The following is a 20,627-nucleotide window of genomic DNA, read 5'->3' as shown; positions in this document are numbered from 1 at the left end:
CAGTATAAAAATTGTATTTATTTAATCTGCGGCTACTTTGAGTAGACGAGTTTTGCTTGTTTGTCGTTTAAAAACATCAATACTGCCTAGCAGGGACAGAGGAGAGCTGAATCTTTTTGTAGATTTTTGTCAGGATACGCAAGTTTTTAAGCCGGGTCAGTAAATGATCAAGGAGAAAAATAAGTCTTTTTATTCAGCATCAAGTGGCAGCCGGAGACCATTCTGTGAATATTGTGCTGATGCACAATGATATTGCTGTTTTCTTACAATTGCCCCTAGTTATGCAGTAATTTAAGCAGACTTGGTCTGACTTAGGGATAGTCCTAGGCTAGTTTGGCTTGTCAAACACATGTTTGATTCGTAGCATCAAGTGGGTTTACTACAAAAAGCATCGGGCTTTGGCTTGTGCTAATCAAAACAAGACGGGAGATTTACATGAATTCTTCACTGCCACGGGCAAGCCGCCCCTTTGCTGTTCTGCTACTGACCTCCTTGCTCGCTGCGTGTGGCGGTGGCGGAGATGCAAGTACCCCAGCGGACACCCGCAATATTAAAGAAGTGATTTCTTTTGGCGATAGCTTGAGCGATATCGGCACGTATAACCCGACTACGGCAGATGCAGATCTGACAAACGATATTCCTGTTGGTTTGCGCTTTACCACTAAGCCAGCGACCGCTCCGACGGGGGCTGTATGGACTGAGTTTTTTGCTGCTGAATATGGCTTAAATTTAACTCCTAATCGCTTGGTCAACTTTAGCGGACTCAATCCTGTCACTGGCGCTCCGGTGGGTACACCTAGCACCATGGGCAAAATTTATGATCTGGGCGGCAACGCTTATGCAGAAGGTGGCTCAAGAATTGACACTGAGCTCACGGTAAATGCGAAAGGCCAAACGATTAGCAATGGTCTGGTAACGGTCGCCCCCGGTATGACTTACCAATCGGCAACGGCGCTGTCGATCAAAGGCCAAATTGCCAAGTATAAAGCGGCACGCACTAGTTTTAATGCCAGCCAATTGGTGCTGATTCAAGGTGGCCCCAATGACTTCTTTGCCTTTTTAGCGGGGGTTGCAGCCGCACCAAGCAGCGCAACACCATCTGCGATTCAAGCTGCGATTGGCAAAAATGCAACGTCGATGGTTACGCAAGTGAAAACCTTGGTTGCCATGGGTGCTAGCAAAGTGGTCTATGCCAATATGCCAGATTTAGGCGTTACCCCACAGTTTGCACCAACAGCTTTAAAAGACTTAGCAACAACGCTTTCAGTTGAATATAACAAAGCAGTTGCTGCTGGCTTAGCCGCTGAAGTGGCGGCGAAACAGGTGGTGATTGTAGATACCGCAGGCCTTGTGGCTAAAGCGATTGCCAGCCCAGTGAGTTTTGGTTTGGTGAATACCAGCAATATGGCGTGTAATAACGACACCACGCCATCACTGAGCGCTCTGCCACCAACAAATGATCCAACAAAAGTATCTGCTCTGACTTGTACCGGAAAAACCTTGGTAGCAGCTAATGCAGATACGAATTATCTGTTTGCAGATGGTGTGCACCCTACTATTGCGGGGCATACTATTTTAGGTAAAACAGCGGCAGGTACCGCAATGGCTTCAGGTTTTGTGAAGTAAGTTTTATCCACAAAAAACCGCGCTTGGCCTTGGGCTTAAGCGCGGTTTTTTATTGCCTTTAATTTGCTGCTATCGCTTGGGCGCTGTGTATCCGGTAAAATTCGCCCATGAGCAAATTAACATTAGATCGCATCCTGCAATCGCAGGGCTTTGGTACGCGCAAGGGTTGTCGCGAGATGATTGCCGACGGTGAAGTCGCCGTAAACGGCGAAATCGTGAGCAACTTTAAGCTCGCTTTTGAAACTACGGGCCTTGAGCTGACTATCTTTGGTGAAAGCTGGCCCTATCGTGAGCATGTGTATATTGCGCTGAATAAACCGGCCAATTTTGAATGTTCACGCAAACCCAGCCACCACCCCGGTGTGCTTACCCTTTTGCCTGAGCAATTTAACTGGCGCGAAGTGCAGCCAGTTGGGCGTTTGGATCACGACACCACCGGCCTCTTACTGATGTCGGATGACGGCTCGTTTATCCACGCGCAATCGTCCCCCAAGCGCCATGTGCCTAAGGTGTATGTGGCGATTACCGCCGAGCCTGTAACAGAAGAGCTGATTACACTCTTAATGGCAGGTGTGCAGCTGAACGACGAGCCTGCGCCGCTTGCTGCTGTGCATTGCAAAAAGCTGGGTGAAAACGAGCTGGAAATCGTGCTGGAGCAGGGCAAATATCATCAGGTAAAACGCATGCTGGCCGCCGCAGGTAATCATTGCGCCAGTTTGCGCCGCTCCGAAATTGGCGGTTTAAAGCTGGCTGAAATGGATTTAGCTGAAGGGCAGTGGTGTTATTTAACCGAGGCGCAAATGGCGCTGTTGGTGCCTGCGCAGTAAAACCCTTGGGGAAAGAGTAGAGTAAGGCTGTTGATGTCATTACTTGGTCATATATCTGTTATGGCTTTGTCATTAAATAGCTTTAGCCTTACTGACTTTTTGCTTCTTGCCCGAGGGTATCCCCATGAATTTACGTAATGGCCTGCTTGCGGCCAGCATTGCGCTGGCGCTTACTGCATGTAATGACTCAGATGTGGCGGCTCCTGAAGCCGTCGCTGCTCCGGTTGACGTTAAGCTGATTGCTATTAATGATTTTCATGGCAATATCGAAGCGGCAGAGGGCATTACCCTCACTTCTCCCGATCCTAAAGACCCTAGCAAAACCATCAAAACAGCGGTGGGTGGTGCTGAATATCTGGCGACCTGGGTTAAAAATCTTAAAGCTAAAAATCCAAATAATGTGGTGGTTTCTGCCGGTGATCTGATCGGCGCCAGCCCGATGATTTCGGCGCTTTACCACGACGAGCCAACCATTGAATCGATGAATGCGCTGGGTCTGGAATTTAATGCGGTAGGTAATCACGAGTTTGACGATGGCAGCGCAGAATTACTGCGCATGCAAAATGGTGGCTGCCATTCAGATACCAGCACCAGCTGCGCGGGTGGTAAGTTTGACGGGGCTAAATTTAAGTTTTTGGCTGCTAATGTGCAAGATAGCAAAACTGGCAAGACACTCTTCCCTGCTTACTTAATCAAAGAATTTAACGGCGTAAAAGTCGGCTTTATTGGCATGACTTTAAAAGGCACGCCGGGCATTGTTACGCCGTCTGGTATCGCGGGTTTAGATTTTAAAGATGAAGTAGAAACCGCCAATAAACTGGTGCCTGAGCTGCAAAAGCAGGGCGTTGAAACTATCGTGGTCTTGCTGCATGAAGGCGGTATAACAGCTGATAAAAAATACAATGAATGTAATGGCATTTCCGGCCCGATTGTCGATATCGTGAACAAGCTGGATAAGGCCATTGATGTGGTGATTTCTGGTCACACCCATCAGCCCTACAATTGCAAAATCAACGATAAGCTGGTGACCAGCGCCTACCAATACGGCGGCATGGTGACAGATATTGATCTGACGATTGATTCAAAAACCCGCAATGTCACCAAGATGAGCGCCAATAATCTGGCTGTAACGCGTGATGTGCCAAAAGACGCAACCCAAACCTCTCTGATCGAGAAATTCCAGAAGCTGGTTTCCCCGCTTAAAGACCGTGTTGCCGGAACCATCGCAGGCGCGCTGACTAAAACGGCGACCAAAGCAGGTGAGATGCCACTGGGCCGGGTGATTGCTGATGCCCAGCTTAATGCAACGGCCGATAAGAGCACTGGCGCATCGCAAATCTCCTTTATGAACCCAGGTGGTGTGCGTGCCGAGTTAACACCTGATGCAGCTGGCAAGGTGACTTATGGTCAGCTGTTTACCGTGCAGCCTTTTGGTAATACGCTGGTCACGATGACGCTGACGGGCGAGCAAATTGATAAAGTGCTAGAGCAGCAATGGAATGGTGCAGCGGTCAAAATCATGCAAGTTTCTGCAGGCTTCAGCTACACATGGGATAAGAGCAAGCCTGATGGCAGCAAGGTGGATATTGCCAGTATTAAGCTCAATGGCGTGGCTATCGATCCTAAAGCCAGCTACCGCGTGACTGTAAACAACTTTATGGCTACGGGCGGTGATGGTTATCTAGAGTTTGTAAATGGTAAAAACGTGCTGGGCGGCCCACAAGATGTGGATGCCTTGGAAAACTATCTGAAGAAAAACCCTTTGCTTGCTGTGCCTAACGCAGAGCGGATCACTGTATTGAATTAAGCCATGGTTTACGGCGCTAAGCCGTGATGCATCAGGCCGCAGTCTTTTTCCTAAATCAGGAGAAAGCTGCGGCTTTTTTATTGTACGCAAGAAAACTCATTATCACATTCAGTCTGGTTGACTATGGTTAAAGCCATACTCAAGGGGTAAGCGAATGAAGCATATCTGTTTACAGCGCAGGCAGTTTTTAATGTTGGTGAGCGGCTTACTTGCCACGGTGGCTATGCCTGCGTGGGCGGCGGGGTCCTCAGGTGAAGTGAAGCTGCTTGAGGGGCAGGCTTGGCGTAATGATCAGCCATTAAAAGTGGGCGACCCGATTGCCGCAGGGGATCATTTACGTACCGGTGCAGATTCAAAGCTGGTGGTGAGGGCAGAGGGCGATGTGTATTTGCTGCGCGCTAATACTACCTTGCAGCTGGAGCAAAAAGGGGCGGTGCTAAGTGGATTACGCTTGCTGAGCGGCGCTTTACTGGCGGTGTTTTCTAAAGGGCATAAGCAGATTATTACTCCAACGGTAACGGCGGGGATACGCGGTACGGGGCTTTATGCTGAGGCCAGCGAGCAGAGCACCTACTTTTGCCTCTGCTATGGCGAAGTCGATTTAAGCCCGATGCACCAGCACAAGAAACGTTTTCGGGTAAAGGCCAGCCACCATCAGGCACATCTGCTGGATGCCAGCGGTGGTATAAAAAAATCGCCATTTCGTAATCATAGCGACGACGAACTGGCGATTTTAGAAGCATTAGCCGGGCGTAAGCCCCATCGTGCTTAAATGCTTATTTTTTTAAACGCTCATTCCAGTTTTTGACTGTAGCATCCAGCGCGGCCTTGGCTGATTTGCGGCCAGTAATAGCGGCTTGTATTTCATTTTGCAATGTACGCTGCATGGTGGTTTCATCTGGCAAAATGCCGGGCTCCAGTGTCAGCGTTTTTGCGTTGCCGATGGAGAGCGCTGCAATAGCGCGTGATTTTTCCACGGGATCATTGCTTTTTGCTCCCGACATAAAGTAGCCATCCGTTGCCGCAAGCTTGGTAGAAGGGAACGTTGTGCCTGTTTCTTTAGAGAAAGCCAGTTGTGCTGCATCGCTGGTTACAAACTTACCTAGTTTAGCGGCATCGGCTGGCGATTTCGCCCCTGTTGGAATCACGTAATCCATCATCCAGCCACCAAAAGCCATTTTGCCTTCGGCAATCGGGAAGGCGGCGATATCCGTTTTGGCGTAGATGGCCTTGCTATCGGTTTGGGTGCGTTTCAAAGCCTGTGGGGCTGTCGTCATCATGGCAATTCTTTGCGTATTATACGAAGCAATTTCTTGTTCGAATTCCATTTTGAATACATCTTTAGGCATTGCGCCTGCTTTATATAAATCAGCAAACTTCTGTAATAAAGCAATGTGTTTTGGCGAGTTAAAAACAGCCTGGCCATTTTCAATCACGGGCAGGCCCGCATAGTAAAACCAGTTAATAAAACTGCCACCACTTTCTGCGGATAATTTGGGTGCAAAAGCAGGTGTTTTTGTTTTCTCACTAATTGTTTTTGCCTGAGCCAGCAATTCATCAAAGCTTTTTGGAGGGGCTTTAATGCCTGCTTTATTAAATAGGTCTTTATTATATGCAATGACAGAAACAGAGTTATACCAAGGGAACGCGTAGATTTTCCCTTTATATGTGACATCTTTCAGGGCATTGGTCTGATAAAGATTTTTATCTGCGCCTAAATATTCATCCAACGCAAGGATATTACCCTGACGTGCAAAATCATGTACCCATGGCACATTAAAATTAACTAATGCAGGCGGGTTGCCCGCGGCAATGGCAGCGATCAGTTTGGGCTGGATTTGATCCCAGTTCATATCAACCCACACGGCTTCTAAAGTGGGGTTTTTTTGATTAAATTGTGTGGTGAGGTCCGTAAAATAGCGGTTGAATTTGGGTGCCATATTCATGGTCCAAAATTCCAGTTTTACTTTTTCTGCAGCAAAAACGGGCGAAGTGCTTAATACACCAGCGATTATCATTGCACTGGTAATCAGTTTCTTTCTCATCGCTATTTCTCCAAATAAGGGTCGGGATGGCTGACCAACACTGATATTGTGAAACTTTGGCCCATTTTTACAGTGTGAACAAATATAGTTTATTTATGTACGAAAATGCCTTACTTCTTTTGCTGTAAGGGTGTAGGTGGTCGTCATAATTTTTGCTGCGGAATATAAGCCTGTTGCAAGGCTTGTTTCTGTGTTGTTTTTATCCGGCGGATATTTCCTGTCCAACGAATCTATTATTTATTTTATATAAATATGTTGTATTCATAATGCATGGACTTTTTAATGACTTTCTTCAATCTATAATTGCCAGCTTAACCCTGGGCGAGGTATGAAACGATGTCTGTATTGATCTGCGGTTCTATGGCTTACGACACCATCATGGTTTTTCCCGATCGTTTTAAAAATCATATCCTGCCTGAAAAAATTCATATGCTTTCGGTATCCTTTATGGTGCCGGAAATGCGCCGTGAATTTGGCGGGTGTGCGGGTAATATCGCCTATAGCCTGAAAATGCTGGGGGGAGATCCGCAGATTATGGCCACCGCTGGCTGCGATTTTGCTCTCTATGCAGAGCGTCTCGATACGCTTGGCATTCGCCGCAGCAATATTCGTGAAGTTGAAAACACCTTTACCGGCCAGTGCTTTTTAACCACGGATTTAGATGATAACCAGATCAATGCATTTCATCCGGGTGCCATGAGTTTTTCACATTTAAACCGGGTGAGCGATGCGCAAGTGCCGGTCAGCCTGGCCATTATCTCGCCTGATGGTAAGCAGGGCATGCAGGAGCATTGTGAACAATTGGCAGAGGCGGGCATCCCCTTTATCTTTGACCCAGGCCAAGGGCTGCCGATGTTTGGCAGGGATGAGCTATTGCGCATGATTTCACTGGCAGACTTTCTGACGCTGAATGATTACGAGCTAGAAATGGTGCTCAATACCACGGGCTTAAGCCTTGAGGCACTGCAAAAGGCGGTGACCGTTTTGATTGTTACGCTTGGAGGGGATGGCTCCAGAATCTATGCCGATGGGGTGTGCCATGATATTCCTGCTGTTGCCGCCAAAGAGGTCTTAGATCCAACAGGTTGTGGTGATGCTTATCGCGCAGGGCTGTTGTATGGAATCAGCCAGGGCTGGGATTGGCCCGCTACGGGGCGGCTTGCTTCTTTATTAGGCACCATTAAGATCGCCACTAAGGGCGGGCAAAATCATGCCATCAGCCGTGAAGAGCTGGCCGCTCGTTTTGAAGCTGCATTTGGTTTTGCGATGCCCGCCGCCGTTTAATGCCGGGGCGGTAATGGAGAAGGCGTTATTAAGAAACAGCGCCTGTTCGGATCAGCGCAGGCTATGGCTTGCGCTTTTTTTTGCTTTGCATGTAGGAAATGCTTAGCGGGGTAAATGAATAGGATTCGCAGTTTTTCTTTCGAGCATTAGCATTATCTACTGTATTAAATCTGTCACTTAACTGACACTATGCATTCACTGTTTATCTATATGGTCTAATCCCACGCCGGAAACACCGGCTAAACCATATTTATAAGCAGGGGTTGCAATGAACAATAAGCTTAAAGAGAGCTGCAAGCTGAAAAAATTGATGGCGCTGTGCCTGATGGCCTGGGGCATGGCTGCTCCCGCTCATTCTGCGGTGGTTATTAGCCAGGTGTACGGCGGTGGCGGAAATAATGGTGCCACTTTAAAAAATGATTTTATTGAGCTTTTTAATGCAGGGGATCAGCCCGCAGATTTGTCTGGATGGAGTGTGCAATACACTTCTGCCTCGGGTGGCACATGGCAGAAAACGCCCATCAATGGCGTTTTGCTTGCAGGGCAGTACTATTTGATCCAGCAAGCCGCAGGCACGGGGGGGAGCGTAAGCTTACCAACGCCTGATGCGATCGGAACGCTCGCCATGAGTGGCTCAACGGGCAAAGTGGCGCTGGTTAAAAATAATACGGCATTAGGGTGCGGAACCGCATGCAGCAGCTTTGCAGATGTGGTCGATTTTGTGGGTTTTGGCGGGGCAAATAATGCAGAGACCAGCCCGACCGCCGTTTTGAGCAACACAACGGCAGCATTGCGTAAAAATGAAGGTTGTACTGATAGTAATGATAATAGCGCTGACTTTATTGTTACAACGCCTGCGCCACGCAATACGGCAACGCTAATTAAGACTTGTGGGGGTGTTTCGCCAACGCCAACGCCAACGCCAACGCCAACACCAACACCAAGCGCACAGCGTATCCATGATATTCAAGGCCGTGCTCATCGTTCGGCAATGGAAAACCGCCAGGTAAACAGTGTGCCAGGCGTGGTCACTCTTGTGCGTAGTAATGGTTTTTATCTTCAAGATACCCAGCCAGATAATGATCCTTTGACGTCTGAAGGGATCTTTGTATTTGTTGGCAGCGCGCCCAGTGTTGTAGTGGGTGATGCGGTATTGGTTTCGGGTGTGGTCAGTGAGTTCCGTCCGGGCGGCACAGGCGGCACGAATAATCTGACAACTACGCAAATCAAAGTGGCCGCAGGTGGTGTGAGTAAAGTGTCTTCGGGCAATGCCTTACCTGAGCCGGTGCTTCTGGCCGCAAATGTGCCTAATCAGCGCATGTGGCAGGGCAATGTCAGCGATGTAGAGCTGGCTGCTCAGCTGGATTTGGCCAATGGTATTGATTTTTATGAAAGCCTAGAAGGGATGCGCGTACAGATTGATGGTGCGGTGGTAACAGGACCGACTAATCAATACGGCGAAGCTTTTGTCGTGCCCAATTATGGCCGTGATGCTGGCCCGCGTTCGCCACGTGGTGGTGTGGTGGTGACAGAAACCGATTTCAACCCTGAGCGCATTATGCTGGTGACGGGCTCAGTGAAGCCGCCGGTAGTGAATGTGGGCGATTTGTTCACCAAGGCTGTGGGCGTTGTTGATTACAATTTTGCTAATTTCAATCTTGTACTGAGCGATTTGTCGGCAGTGGTAAGCAGTAATCTGCAGCCCGAAGTGACGCGCAAACAGGCAGCCGACGAGCTGGCCATTGCATCGTTCAATGTAGAAAACCTGGATGCCAAAGAGGGGGATGCCAAGTTTGCCCGTCTTGCGGCACAGATTGTGCAAAACCTGCAATCGCCCGATATTCTTGGCCTGATGGAAATCCAGGACAATAACGGCGCGACGAGTGATGGCACGGTTGATCCTGCCCAGACACTGGCAAAGCTGATCGCCGCAATTCAAAGCGCGGGCGGCCCAGCTTATCAGTATCGCCAGATTAATCCGGTCGATGGCCAGGATGGTGGCGAGCCAGGCGGCAATATTCGTCAGGTGTTCTTATTTAATCCCGCCCGAGTCAGCTTTATAGACCGCGCTGGTGGCACATCCACCAAGGCCGTTGATGTGGTGGCCTGCCCGGAGCAAGCATGCCTGACAGCCAGCCCGGGCCGCATTCTGCCCCTTGATCCGGCTTTTAATGCCAGCCGTAAACCGCTGGCTGGTGAGTTTTCCTTTAATGGCCAGAAGCTGTTTGTGATTGCTAACCACTTTAATTCTAAAGGCGGTGATCAGCCATTAAGCGGCCGTTTCCAGCCTGCAAACCGCACTTCAGAAGTTCAGCGCAACAAGCAGGCGCAAATCGTGGCCGATTTTGTCAGCAGCATTAATGCGCTGGATCGCAATGCCAACGTTGTGGTGCTGGGTGATATCAATGATTACCAGTTCTCTACCAGCGTGGCGCGTTTAAAAGCGGTGGGCCTGGTCGATCTGGTAGAAACGCTGGCAGAAAACGAGCGCTACACCTATGTGTTCGAAGGTAACAGCCAAGTCCTAGATCATATTTTTGCCTCCCCGGCTCTGGCCGCCCGCACAGAATATGACGTGGTGCATGTGAATTCTGAGTTTGCAGATCAGGCATCTGATCATGAGCCGGAAGTCGCAAGAATCAAGCTGCCACAGCCATGGTTTGATGTGAGCGAGCGCTTTACCCAGCAAAAATCGGGTTTGGTTTATAGCGCTGCCAGCAAAACCTTTAATGGCAGCCTGACTCTGGCCGCGCAAAGCGTGGTGAGCGGCCCTGTTCGGGTGCAAATCAAAGACCTGCCTCTTGGTGTGAGCCTAAATGGTGCTGAAGATGGCGTAATCACGGCCAATATCACCCCAGGTACGGCACTGGTCTTGCCACTTAAATTCAATAATCCCGCACGCGTGGCGATTCGTTTTAACGCACAGATTCTGGCGACTAAGGACTTCAAATAATGAAAAACACTCTTAAACTGGCACTGGCCGGGCTTTTCCTCGCTTGCAGCAGCCTAGCTTCGGCCGCTGCCTATCACGTGAGCCTAGATACCAGCAGTATTGACGGGCAAGATGGTTATATTGCGTTTGGATTAAATGGCTTGAGCGATTCTCCATGGGTGAGTGCATTATTGAGCCAGTATCGTGGCAGCAGCTTAGGGCTGATTGATGCAGAGAATACTTTTAATGTGCAGGGCGATTTAAATACATCGCTCAAGTTTGATAACCGCTCGCTAAACCAGTTTACTCAGGGGCTGATTTTTGGCAAACAGCTGCAGTTTGACGTGGAGTTGACGGATAGCCGGGATGAATTTGGCTCTGGTACCAGTTTTACTTTTGCTGTGCTGGATAAAAACTACGCTGGCATCCTAGGCAATGATCCATATGGCATTGTTGCCCAAGCTGATTTTATTCCCGGGGCTGCGCTGGATTTTAAAGCGAACACCCACTTAGCTACGATTACTCCTGTGCCGGAGCCAGAAACCTATGCACTGATGGGGCTGGGGGTTTTAGCTTTGGCTTTGCGTCGTAAACGCATTTATACCGTTTAAGTTAACGGCTCAGGTTAAAGAGGCGATCCCGGCTGGGGTCGCTTTTTTTTTGAGGATTTAGCAGAATAATTACGATTATGTTGTAAATATGAAATTAAAATTTTTAGTATTTTGTATGAATTCGTAAGTAAATATTGCGCTTACTCAGTATGAAGCACTTATTTTCCTTCTTATTTTAAGAAAATATGCTTATTTATTCTTTCGGCCAAACTGACAAACTTTGCGGTAAATGCGCGGCTTACAAATATTTAAGTGTTTTATGCTAAATAATTATTTAGTTTGAGCTTAAGCCACAAGTGAAACGCGGTGCTTGGGGTGGAGGTGATATTTAATTGCTTTGATGTATGATTTATATCATTTTTTTGCTAAGGCTCAGCAGAGGAATGTGGCTGAAATGTGCGCCTGATTAAAAAATACGAGCAGTAATGTGTTGGGGATATCTCTAGTAGGACTTGACCCTAACGTGATGTTTACTGATGGGCAGCACTTTTAGACTCTGTATGAGTTTTCTCTATTAACTTAGTAAGGTGGGGAATCACTAATGCGATTAAAACAGCTCGGATATATTCTCGCTACGGCGTGTGCACTGAATGCTGGTACGGCGATGGCCGCAGGCAAAACTCTGATTTTCTGCTCTGAAGGCAGCCCCGCCGGTTTTGATCCGGTACGCTATACCTCTGGTACTGATTTCGATGCTTCTGCCGAAACTGTTTTCAATCGTTTGGTTCAATTCAAACAAGGCTCTACTCAGATTGAGCCAGGCCTTGCTGAAAAGTGGGAAGTGTCACCTGATGGCCTGACTTACACCTTTAATCTGCGTAAAGGCGTTAAATTCCACACCACTCCTTTCTTTAAGCCAACGCGTGATTTTAATGCCGATGATGTGGCATTCACATTTCAGCGTATGACAGATAAAAACCTGCCATTTAATAAGGCCGCGCCATCTGATTTCCCATACGTTGCCGATATGGGTCTTGATACCAATATCGTGGGTATTGAAAAAGTGGATGCGTATACCATTCGCTTAAAGCTTAAAACGGTTGATGCAGCCTTTCTGCAAAATATCGCCATGTCATTTGCTTCAATCTATTCCGCTGAATACGCCGACAGCCTGTTAAAGAGCGGCAAGACTTCGCAATTGAATACCATGCCAATTGGTACGGGCCCGTTTATTTTCAAAAGCTATCAAAAAGACAGCAATATCCGCTTTGATGCCAATGAGCAATATTGGAAGAAAGGCGATGTAAAACTGGGCAAGCTGATTTTTGCCATTACGCCAGATGCATCTGTGCGCTACCAAAAATTGCAAAAGGGTGAATGCCATGTGATGGTTTACCCACGTCCGGCCGATTTGAAAGCCATGAGTGCAAATGCCGAGCTGACCGTGCCATCACAGGCAGGTTTCAATTTGGGCTACCTAGCTTACAACGTACAACATAAGCCGTTAGATAAGCTGGAAGTTCGCCAAGCACTTGATATGGCGATTAACAAAAAAGCCATTATCGAAGCGGTTTACCAAGGTGCGGGCCAAGCGGCGACCAACCCAATGCCACCTACCCAGTGGTCTTACAATAAAAAGCTGAAAGATGCGGCTTATGATCCGGTTAAAGCCAAAGCCTTGCTGAAAAAAGCCGGCATTGCCGAAGGTACGGAGATCACCCTGTGGGCGATGCCAGTACAACGTCCGTACAACCCGAATGCCAAACTCATGGCTGAAATGATTCAGTCTGATTGGGAAAAAATCGGCATCAAGGGCAAGATCACCACTTACGAGTGGGGCGAATACCTGAAGCGTGGTAAAGCAGGTGAGCACGACGCCATGCTGGTGGGTTGGACAGGCGACAATGGTGATCCTGATAACTGGCTGGGCGTGAATCTGGCTTGCGGCTCTGTAGAAGGGAATAACTACGCTAAGTGGTGCGATAAAGAGTTTGATGGCTTGGTTGTAAAAGCACGTTCATTAAATAACCAGGGCGAGCGCACCAAGCTGTACGAAAAAGCGCAAGATATCTTTAAACGTCAATTGCCATGGACCACCATTGCTCACTCAACGGTTTATCAGCCGATGCGTAAAGAAGTTCTGGGCTATAAGATCAGCCCGTTTGGTCTGAACTCTTTTGCGGGTGTGAGCCTGAAGTAATTTTTCTGGTCTGAGAAGAGCGGCCGCTGCGATTCGGGCGGCCGTTTTTGCGTAAGCGTTTTGTAGTGAACTTATGAAAATTGCATTTGCAGGGCGTGTTTTTGCTCTGTGCGGTGTTGATATGCAAACGGCAGTAGCCGTATGGGGAAATATCCATGTTTAGTTTTATTTTGCGCCGCTTAAGCGTCACGATTCCTACTTTCTTAGGCATCACTGTTTTAGCGTTCGCCCTGATCCATATGATTCCGGGCGATCCGGTTTTGGTGATGGTGGGTGAGCGCCGTTTAGACCCTGAATTTTATCGCCAGGCACTCGTTCGCCTAGGTTTGGATCAGCCGCTTTATATGCAGTACTGGAATTATCTGCTGAAAGTATTACAAGGCGATCTGGGGCAGTCGCTGGTCTCGCATGAGCCGGTGATTAAAGACTTTTGGGCGCTGTTTCCAGCCACATTGGAGTTATCGATCTGTGCCATGCTGCTGGCTTCGGTGTTTGGCTTGATTATCGGCATGATTGCCGCGATCCGCCGTGGCAGCTGGATTGATCACACCGTGATGGGGGCTGCGTTAACAGGTTATTCCATGCCGGTGTTCTGGCTGGGTTTGCAGTTGATTATGCTGTTCTCAGTGCAGCTGGGCTGGACACCGGTTTCTGGTCGTATCGATCTGGAATATGACATCACCCGTGTTACAGGGCTGATGCTGATTGATACGTTGATCTCGGGCGAGGCAGGCGCGTTTAAATCCGCCTTTATGCATCTGATCTTACCGACCATTGTGCTGGGCACCATCCCGATGGCGGTGATTGCACGGATGACTCGTTCATCCATGCTGGAAGTGCTGCGTGAGGAATATATCCGCACTGCGCGTGCCAAGGGCCTGTCTAAAACCCGCATCGTACTGGTGCATGCACTGCGTAATGCCCTGATGACCGTGGTGACGGTGATTGGTTTGCAAGTGGGCACGATGCTGGCCGGTGCAGTGCTCACGGAGAGTATTTTCTCCTGGCCTGGCATTGGTAAATGGTTGATCGATTCGATTTCGCGTCGTGATTATCCGGTGGTGCAGGGCGGTATTTTATTGATTGCCACACTGATTATTATTGTGAACCTGCTGGTTGATGTGCTGTACGGCGTTATCAATCCACGTATTCGCCACGCGAGGTAAGTATGACAAACGCTACAACTCTGGCCGCTGCTGAGCCGCTTTACAGCTATCCATCCCCCCTTAAAGAATTTTGGCAAAGTTTTAGTAGCAATCGTGGGGCTCTGGTTTCATTTATTTTCTTTTTGCTTCTGGTGCTTGCTGCTCTGCTTGCTCCATGGCTGGCTCCGCATTCGCCAACCGAGCAATTCCGCGAGTTTTTTCTGGCACCCCCTTCCTGGCAAACCGGTGGCTCCATGCAGTTTCTGCTGGGCACCGATGAAGTAGGCCGGGATATCCTGAGTCGGCTCTTACACGGCGCTCGTCTGAGTTTGATGATTGGTCTGATCTCAGTACTGATGTCGCTGTTGCCGGGCATTGTGCTGGGCATGATCGCTGCTTTTTATCCCAACTTTATCGGCACCTCGATTATGCGGGCGATGGATGTGATGATGGCGCTGCCTTCCCTGCTGCTGGCGGTGGCGATTGTGGCCGTACTTGGGCCGGGCTTACTGAATACGATTTTGGCCATTGCGGTGGTGAGCTTGCCTTCCTATGTGCGCCTTGCGCGGGCATCGGCCATGGGCGAGCTATCAAAAGACTATGTGATTGCCTCTAGATTATCGGGTGCGGGCCAGCTGCGTTTGATGTTTAACACCGTACTGCCCAATTGCATGGCTCCGCTGATCGTACAAGCGACGATGGGCTTTTCTGCTGCGATTTTGGACGCGGCCGCATTGGGCTTCTTGGGCCTTGGCGCTCAGCCGCCGCTGCCTGAATGGGGCACTATGCTGGCTTCCGCCCGTGACTATATCGAGCGCGCTTGGTGGGTAGTGACTATGCCGGGGGTCACGATTCTGATCACCGTACTGGCACTCAACCTGATGGGCGACGGCCTGCGCGACGCGTTGGATCCAAAACTGAAAAAGCTGGCTTAAAAAACCATAAGCTTTTGACGCGGAGTACACGGGGAAAAACCGAAAACACAAGTTCCTTGGTTTTCTCCGTGAAACGCTGTGTTCTCCGTGATTCAAGATTTGGGTTTACTTGGGATTGCAGGCAGCTAGCTTGTGTAATGATTCTAATAAAGAGAAAACGATGAGTTTATTAGATATAAAAAACCTCTCCGTAGCGTTTGGCTCGGTTGATAAGCCATTTCGGGCGGTAGAAAGCGTTGATTTCTCGATTAACCGTGGCGAGATCGTCGGGATTGTGGGCGAATCGGGCTCGGGTAAAAGCGTGACCATGCTGGCACTGATGGGTTTGATCGATGCCCCGGGCCGCGTTACTGCAGATGAATTGTCTTTTGAAGGCAAAGACCTGCTGAATATGAAAGATAGTGAGAAGCGTAAGATTATCGGCAAAGATATCGCCATGATTTTTCAGGACGCACTCTCCAGCCTGAACCCCGCTTATACCGTGGGCTATCAGCTGATGGAAACACTGCGCGAGCATGAAGGCCTGCGTGGTGCTGCAGCAAAAGCGCGGGCCATTGCGCTGCTGGAAATGGTTGAAATTCCTGACGCCAAATCACGCTTCGATGCCTATCCGCATCAATTATCCGGCGGCATGAGCCAGCGCGTGATGATTGCCATGGCGATTGCCTGCAAGCCACGCTTACTGATCGCCGACGAGCCAACTACCGCGCTGGATGTTACCGTGCAGGCGCAGATTATGGAGCTGCTGGTTAGCTTGCAAAAACAACACGATATGGCGCTGATCCTGATTACCCATGATCTGGCCGTGATTGCCGAAGTAGCGCAGCGTGTGGTGGTGATGTATGCAGGGCAGGTGGCCGAAACCAGCCCCGTGCCGGCTATTTTTGATACCCCGCGTCACCCTTATACCCAAGCTTTGCTCAGCTCTATTCCTGAACACAGCAAGGGTGCACACCGTCTGGCCACTTTACCTGGCGTGGTGCCTGGGCAATACGACAGGCCAGTGGGGTGTCTGCTGTCGCCACGCTGCCCCTATGTACAAGAGTCCTGTAAAACCCATCGTCCAGCACTGATGACAAGAGACACGAGCAGCGTGCGTTGCATTACGCCGCTTGATACGGCTGGGAGACCCCAAGCATGAGTAAGAATCCTATCCTAGTCGCGAGTGAGATCACTCGCCATTACCCCGTTTCACGCGGCTTTATGAAGCCTGTTGCCATGGTAAAAGCCTTAAATGGCGTGAGCTTTAGCCTGGAAGCCAAGAAAACACTGGCCGTTGTGGGCGAATCGGGCTGTGGTAAATCAACCTTAGCCCGCCAGCTGACGCTGATTGAAGAGCTGACCAGCGGCCAGCTGCAAATTGCTGGTATCAATACGGTGGGGGCAAGCGCAGCAGATCTGAAGGCGCTGCGCCCTAAAGTGCAGATGGTGTTTCAAAACCCCTATGCATCGCTCAATCCGCGCAAGCAAATTGGCACCATGCTGGCCGAGCCGCTGCTGTTAAATACCTCTTTAAACGCCGCTGAGCGGGAAGAAAAAGTACGCGCCATGATGACGCGCGTTGGCTTGCGCCCTGAGCATTATCATCGCTACCCGCATATGTTTTCCGGCGGCCAGCGCCAGCGTATCGCCGTGGCGCGAGCCATGATGCTTAACCCAAGCGTGGTGGTAGCCGACGAGCCGACTTCGGCATTGGATGTATCGATTCAGGCGCAGATTTTGAATCTGTTTATGGATCTGCAAGACGAGCTGGGCATTGCCTACATCTTTATCAGCCACAATTTGTCAGTGGTTGAGCACGTCGCCGACGATGTGATGGTGATGTACTTTGGCCGCGCGGTAGAGCACGGCAGCAAAGACGTTCTGTTTGATCGCCCGCTGCACCCCTATACCCGTGCCCTGATGTCGGCCACGCCCGCCATCCGTGCCGAAGATCGTGGTGCCAAAGTAAAGTTAATCGGCGAGCTGCCATCCCCGCTCAAGCCGCCAACAGGCTGCGCCTTCAACACCCGCTGCCCTTTTGCTACCGACCACTGCCGCAAAGAAGTCCCCCAACTGCGCCCGGTAGAAGGCCGCTTGGTGGCTTGTCATCGGGTGGAAGAAATTACGGTTTGATGTAAAGACTGAGGATCGTTTGATTGCAATGTGTTACGCCGCCACCCTAAGGGGGCGGCGTTTTTTATGCCCCAAGATGGCACTGAGGCGTGAATGTGAGCGCTATAAATTTGATAGGATCAAAAGCCGTGTGCTTTTAACATGCTCTGGTATTGCGCAGTTTCTCGGACATTGCGGATTTCCTGCCAGAGTGCTTGGCAGCGTTCTGCTTGCTTTTGGCAGTAGCCTTTACTGAGGGGCAGATACAAGTTGTTAATTTTGTACGGAATCGGCAGCATCTCGATGCGGCTGGCCAGCTGAGGCAAAGTTTGCAGAGTATGCTGGGCCGGGCCTTGCAACGTAATGACGACATCGACAATACCCGCATCCAGTTTACGCATCAGATCACTGACATTTTTCGAGCTGTCTTCTAGGCCATAACCTGCTGCGAGAAGCTCAGAATAAATGCTATAGCCCGCTTGGATACCAATCATCTTGATATGGCTCATGTGCATATTCTGCCCGTCCATGGCGGAGCCAATGCGGCGATAGATGCGGTAGTCATCCTTGGCCATGCGGTAGCTGGGGTCGGGCTCTCCGTTGGGTAGCGTCGGATAAACTGCGTATTGTTGCCGCTCCACCGTGTAGGAGGCTGAAAACATGCCATCACTGATGCCATTGCGGACTTCATATTGACAGCGCTTCCAAGGCCGGGGGCGATATTCAATATCAATTTTCAGCCGGTTGGCAACAGTCTGGAGCAGATAGCGATCCAGCCCTTCATTCTTGCCGTACACCCATGGATAGACATCGACATCCTCATAGCACAGGCTGAGATCTGCAGCCGTGGCAGGCAGCAGCCAGCTTGTTAGGAGCGTTGCCAGCAAGTATTGCAGTTTCACCTTTAAATCCTCAGTCATATCGCATCTTATCGTTTTAGCTGACGCTGCTTGCTACTGCTATGCTTATCCCGCGCCTAGCCGCTGGCTGAGCACGACCTGCCAAACGAGAGCTGACTTGGGTAAATAACAAGCCCGCTCAGTTTTGCATCCTGTCCTATCCACAAGGACAGCTTCCGTCATCTCGCTTATACTTCGCACCCGTCAGAAATATTATCTAAGGCCCATCATGTCCTTTTCCGCTCTGGGTCTGTCACCCGCCGTTTTACTTGCTGCCAGCAAAAAATCCTATATCACCCCAACGCCGGTTCAGGCGGAGGTGATTCCTGCTGTGCTGTGGGGAGAAGATATTCTGGCGCAGGCTCAGACCGGCTCGGGCAAAACGGCTGCTTATGTTTTGCCTCTGCTGCATCTGATGACAACGGGCAGCAGCAAGGCGCTGATTTTAGTGCCAACGCGTGAGCTGGCAGTGCAGGTGGGTGAGGAGATCAAGGGCTTGTTGGCGGCTTTAGGCAAAATGACTCGGCCTATCAAGCTGGCGACGGTATTTGGTGGTGTGGCGATTAATCCGCAAATGATGCTGCTGCGTGGTGGGGCCGATGTGCTGGTGGCAACGCCTGGCCGCTTGCTGGATTTAATCGACAAGAATGCTGTTCGGCCTGAGTTTTTTAATACCCTAGTACTGGACGAAGCCGATCGCCTGCTGGACATGGGTTTTGCTGCCGAAATTAACCGCATCCTGGCACTGTTACCTGCCAAGCGCCAAAGCCTGTTTTTCTCTGCGACTTTTCCTGAAGATGTAAATGCCCTAGCGACTGGCATATTAAATATGCCAACGCGGGTGATGATTGCAGCCACCGAAACAAGCCAGCCGGATATCTTGCAGCGGGCGATTTTTGTGGATGCCGAGCGTCGCGCTGATGTACTTGCGCATCTGATTAAAGAAAATGCAGGCCAGCGGATGCTGGTGTTTGTGTCCAGCAAGCATGGCAGCGAGCAACTGGCTAATACGCTTTACGCTAAAGGCATTAACGCCGCGCCTTTCCATGGCGAATTTAGCCAGGGTCGCCGTAATCAGGTGCTGGCCGAATTTAAATCGGGCAGCCTGCAAGTGGTGGTGGCGACCGATCTGGCTGGTCGTGGTATCGACATCGACGGCCTGCCCTTGGTCGTGAATTACGATTTGCCGCGCTCGCCGGTGGATTACACCCATCGTATTGGCCGCACGGGTAGAAATGGTGCGAGTGGCACGGCGATCAGCCTAGTGAGTGCTGCCACCGAAGCGCATTTTCGTCTGATCGAAACTCGGCAAAATATCCGCCTTAGCCGTGAAGTGATTGCAGGCTTTGAAGCCAAGCTGATCAGCATGCCTGTGGCGGCCAATACGGGCGGAGTGAAAGGCGTGCGAATGAGTAAAAAAGATAAATTACGTGCTGCGGCTGCACGCGCAGAACAAGAAAATCAATAAAAGAATGCCAATGTATTTGTTGCATTGCAACTTTATTGAATTGATTTAAATTTCTGAATAATTATTTATACCCAATCAGATTTGTATCATTATTGGGTATAAATGAACTATTTCTTCTGCCGCAGACCTAAACATGAGTATCATCTATTTTAGATCTTCATCGTTTGCTTAAACTCAGCAGGAGACAGACCATGGCTTTATTAGATTCGATCAAAAAGATGGGTCAGGATGCCAGCACAATGCTGGCTAATGAAGTAACTAAATTTAAAAATAAAGATTTTTTAAATGCAGTGATTGCAGGCTGTACTTTAGTTGCAAGTAGTGACGGTAAGATTAGTGCAGATGAAAAGCAGAAAATGCTGGGCTATATTAATAATTCGGATGAATTAAAAGTATTTGATCAGGCCGATGTGATCGACTCTTTTAATAAAGTAGCGCTGAAATTTGATTTTGATTATGAAATTGGCAAGGCAGAAGCGCTTAAAACAATCGCTAAAATTAAAAGCAATACAGATGCAGGCAAATTAATGGTTCGTGTTTGTTGTGCTATTGGTATTGCCGATGGTGATTTTGATGCCAGCGAAAAGAAAATGGTGATTGCCATTTGCCATGAGCTGGCGCTGAACGAAGCGGAGTTCGGTTTAAATTAATGTTGATTGAATTGAAACCTGCTCAGGCAGGTTTTTTTTTGCCTCAAATGATGAGAGATCGCTGTAAGCCTAGTTATATTGTGGCATTTATGTAAGAAACACAAAATATATTCTGTTTATATCCCCGCATTACCCTTGCTAAATCCACTACTGTTATCCAGTAT

General features: G+C 49.3%; 16 protein-coding genes. 14 read left to right on the top strand and 2 right to left on the bottom strand.

Annotated elements, in window-relative coordinates:
* Positions 1-435 precede the first annotated feature (435 nt).
* From DYD62_RS15725 to DYD62_RS15710, 4 genes are all read left to right on the top strand, one after another.
* The gene (locus DYD62_RS15725; RefSeq protein WP_115228395.1) at positions 436-1,626 is read left to right on the top strand and encodes an SGNH/GDSL hydrolase family protein; all 1,191 of its coding nucleotides are present in this window, start codon (positions 436-438) and stop codon (positions 1,624-1,626) included.
* A 107-nt stretch (positions 1,627-1,733) separates the two neighbouring features.
* Positions 1,734-2,453: a pseudouridine synthase gene (locus DYD62_RS15720; protein WP_115228394.1), complete on the top strand. Its 720-nt coding sequence runs from the start codon at positions 1,734-1,736 to the stop codon at positions 2,451-2,453.
* 124 nt (positions 2,454-2,577) lie between these two features.
* Entirely contained in the window at positions 2,578-4,260 is a 1,683-nt protein-coding gene (locus DYD62_RS15715) for a bifunctional metallophosphatase/5'-nucleotidase (protein ID WP_115228393.1), read from the top strand.
* 154 nt (positions 4,261-4,414) lie between these two features.
* Positions 4,415-5,032, top strand: coding sequence for a FecR family protein (locus DYD62_RS15710; protein WP_115228392.1), 618 nt, complete (start codon positions 4,415-4,417; stop codon positions 5,030-5,032).
* A gap of 4 nt (positions 5,033-5,036) precedes the next feature.
* On the opposite strand, the gene DYD62_RS15705 is transcribed toward DYD62_RS15710, so the two are convergent.
* Positions 5,037-6,305, bottom strand: coding sequence for an ABC transporter substrate-binding protein (locus DYD62_RS15705; protein WP_233702955.1), 1,269 nt, complete (start codon positions 6,303-6,305; stop codon positions 5,037-5,039).
* Positions 6,306-6,641: 336 nt separating this feature from the next.
* On the opposite strand from DYD62_RS15705, the gene DYD62_RS15700 reads away from it, so the two are divergent.
* The 8 genes from DYD62_RS15700 to DYD62_RS15665 all read left to right on the top strand — a co-directional run bounded on the left by DYD62_RS15700 (position 6,642) and on the right by DYD62_RS15665 (position 17,467).
* Positions 6,642-7,589: a carbohydrate kinase family protein gene (locus DYD62_RS15700; RefSeq protein ID WP_115228391.1), complete on the top strand. Its 948-nt coding sequence runs from the start codon at positions 6,642-6,644 to the stop codon at positions 7,587-7,589.
* 268 nt (positions 7,590-7,857) lie between these two features.
* The gene (locus tag DYD62_RS15695) at positions 7,858-10,542 is read left to right on the top strand and encodes a DUF8508 domain-containing protein (protein WP_115228390.1); all 2,685 of its coding nucleotides are present in this window, start codon (positions 7,858-7,860) and stop codon (positions 10,540-10,542) included.
* Positions 10,542-11,132, top strand: a complete 591-nt coding sequence (locus DYD62_RS15690; RefSeq protein ID WP_115228389.1) for an NF038129 family PEP-CTERM protein — start codon at positions 10,542-10,544, stop codon at positions 11,130-11,132. The genes DYD62_RS15695 and DYD62_RS15690 overlap by 1 nt, the downstream gene beginning before the upstream one ends.
* A 541-nt stretch (positions 11,133-11,673) precedes the next feature.
* Positions 11,674-13,272: an ABC transporter substrate-binding protein gene (locus DYD62_RS15685; protein ID WP_115228388.1), complete on the top strand. Its 1,599-nt coding sequence runs from the start codon at positions 11,674-11,676 to the stop codon at positions 13,270-13,272.
* 155 nt (positions 13,273-13,427) lie between these two features.
* Entirely contained in the window at positions 13,428-14,438 is a 1,011-nt protein-coding gene (locus DYD62_RS15680; RefSeq protein ID WP_115228387.1) for an ABC transporter permease subunit, read from the top strand.
* Positions 14,439-14,440: 2 nt separating this feature from the next.
* The gene (locus DYD62_RS15675; RefSeq protein ID WP_115228386.1) at positions 14,441-15,352 is read left to right on the top strand and encodes an ABC transporter permease subunit; all 912 of its coding nucleotides are present in this window, start codon (positions 14,441-14,443) and stop codon (positions 15,350-15,352) included.
* 160 nt (positions 15,353-15,512) lie between these two features.
* Positions 15,513-16,493: an oligopeptide/dipeptide ABC transporter ATP-binding protein gene (locus DYD62_RS15670; protein ID WP_115228385.1), complete on the top strand. Its 981-nt coding sequence runs from the start codon at positions 15,513-15,515 to the stop codon at positions 16,491-16,493.
* On the top strand, positions 16,490-17,467 hold the full coding sequence (locus DYD62_RS15665) for a peptide ABC transporter ATP-binding protein (protein ID WP_115228384.1): 978 nt from the start codon (positions 16,490-16,492) through the stop codon (positions 17,465-17,467). The genes DYD62_RS15670 and DYD62_RS15665 overlap by 4 nt, the downstream gene beginning before the upstream one ends.
* A gap of 119 nt (positions 17,468-17,586) precedes the next feature.
* Here the strand turns inward: DYD62_RS15665 and DYD62_RS15660 are convergent, their stop codons facing one another.
* Positions 17,587-18,366: a substrate-binding periplasmic protein gene (locus DYD62_RS15660; protein WP_115228383.1), complete on the bottom strand. Its 780-nt coding sequence runs from the start codon at positions 18,364-18,366 to the stop codon at positions 17,587-17,589.
* A 208-nt stretch (positions 18,367-18,574) separates the two neighbouring features.
* Between DYD62_RS15660 and DYD62_RS15655 the strand changes: the two genes are divergently transcribed.
* Entirely contained in the window at positions 18,575-19,813 is a 1,239-nt protein-coding gene (locus tag DYD62_RS15655) for a DEAD/DEAH box helicase (RefSeq protein WP_115228382.1), read from the top strand.
* Positions 19,814-20,004: 191 nt separating this feature from the next.
* A complete protein-coding gene (locus DYD62_RS15650) occupies positions 20,005-20,463 on the top strand; it encodes a tellurite resistance TerB family protein (RefSeq protein ID WP_115228381.1) in 459 nt (152 codons plus the stop codon).
* The last annotated feature ends 164 nt before the right edge of the window (positions 20,464-20,627 follow it).

The organism is Iodobacter fluviatilis (assembly GCF_900451195.1).
Classification (GTDB): domain Bacteria; phylum Pseudomonadota; class Gammaproteobacteria; order Burkholderiales; family Chitinibacteraceae; genus Iodobacter; species Iodobacter fluviatilis.
Note: the sequence above shows the minus strand (reverse complement) of the source record. Positions and strands in the feature narration are given on the sequence as shown.

Bases quoted from the DNA above. Each gene is read 5' to 3' on its own strand.
- DYD62_RS15680 (WP_115228387.1), top strand. From the start codon at position 13,428: ATGTTTAGTTTTATTTTGCGCCGCTTAAGCGTCACGATTCCTACTTTC.
- DYD62_RS15710 (WP_115228392.1), top strand. From the start codon at position 4,415: ATGAAGCATATCTGTTTACAGCGCAGGCAGTTTTTAATGTTGGTGAGC.
- DYD62_RS15655 (WP_115228382.1), top strand. From the start codon at position 18,575: ATGTCCTTTTCCGCTCTGGGTCTGTCACCCGCCGTTTTACTTGCTGCC.
- DYD62_RS15715 (WP_115228393.1), top strand. From the start codon at position 2,578: ATGAATTTACGTAATGGCCTGCTTGCGGCCAGCATTGCGCTGGCGCTT.
- DYD62_RS15695 (WP_115228390.1), top strand. From the start codon at position 7,858: ATGAACAATAAGCTTAAAGAGAGCTGCAAGCTGAAAAAATTGATGGCG.
- DYD62_RS15725 (WP_115228395.1), top strand. From the start codon at position 436: ATGAATTCTTCACTGCCACGGGCAAGCCGCCCCTTTGCTGTTCTGCTA.
- DYD62_RS15650 (WP_115228381.1), top strand. From the start codon at position 20,005: ATGGCTTTATTAGATTCGATCAAAAAGATGGGTCAGGATGCCAGCACA.
- DYD62_RS15720 (WP_115228394.1), top strand. From the start codon at position 1,734: ATGAGCAAATTAACATTAGATCGCATCCTGCAATCGCAGGGCTTTGGT.
- DYD62_RS15660 (WP_115228383.1), bottom strand. From the start codon at position 18,366: ATGACTGAGGATTTAAAGGTGAAACTGCAATACTTGCTGGCAACGCTC.
- DYD62_RS15690 (WP_115228389.1), top strand. From the start codon at position 10,542: ATGAAAAACACTCTTAAACTGGCACTGGCCGGGCTTTTCCTCGCTTGC.
- DYD62_RS15700 (WP_115228391.1), top strand. From the start codon at position 6,642: ATGTCTGTATTGATCTGCGGTTCTATGGCTTACGACACCATCATGGTT.
- DYD62_RS15670 (WP_115228385.1), top strand. From the start codon at position 15,513: ATGAGTTTATTAGATATAAAAAACCTCTCCGTAGCGTTTGGCTCGGTT.
- DYD62_RS15675 (WP_115228386.1), top strand. From the start codon at position 14,441: ATGACAAACGCTACAACTCTGGCCGCTGCTGAGCCGCTTTACAGCTAT.
- DYD62_RS15665 (WP_115228384.1), top strand. From the start codon at position 16,490: ATGAGTAAGAATCCTATCCTAGTCGCGAGTGAGATCACTCGCCATTAC.
- DYD62_RS15685 (WP_115228388.1), top strand. From the start codon at position 11,674: ATGCGATTAAAACAGCTCGGATATATTCTCGCTACGGCGTGTGCACTG.
- DYD62_RS15705 (WP_233702955.1), bottom strand. From the start codon at position 6,305: ATGAGAAAGAAACTGATTACCAGTGCAATGATAATCGCTGGTGTATTA.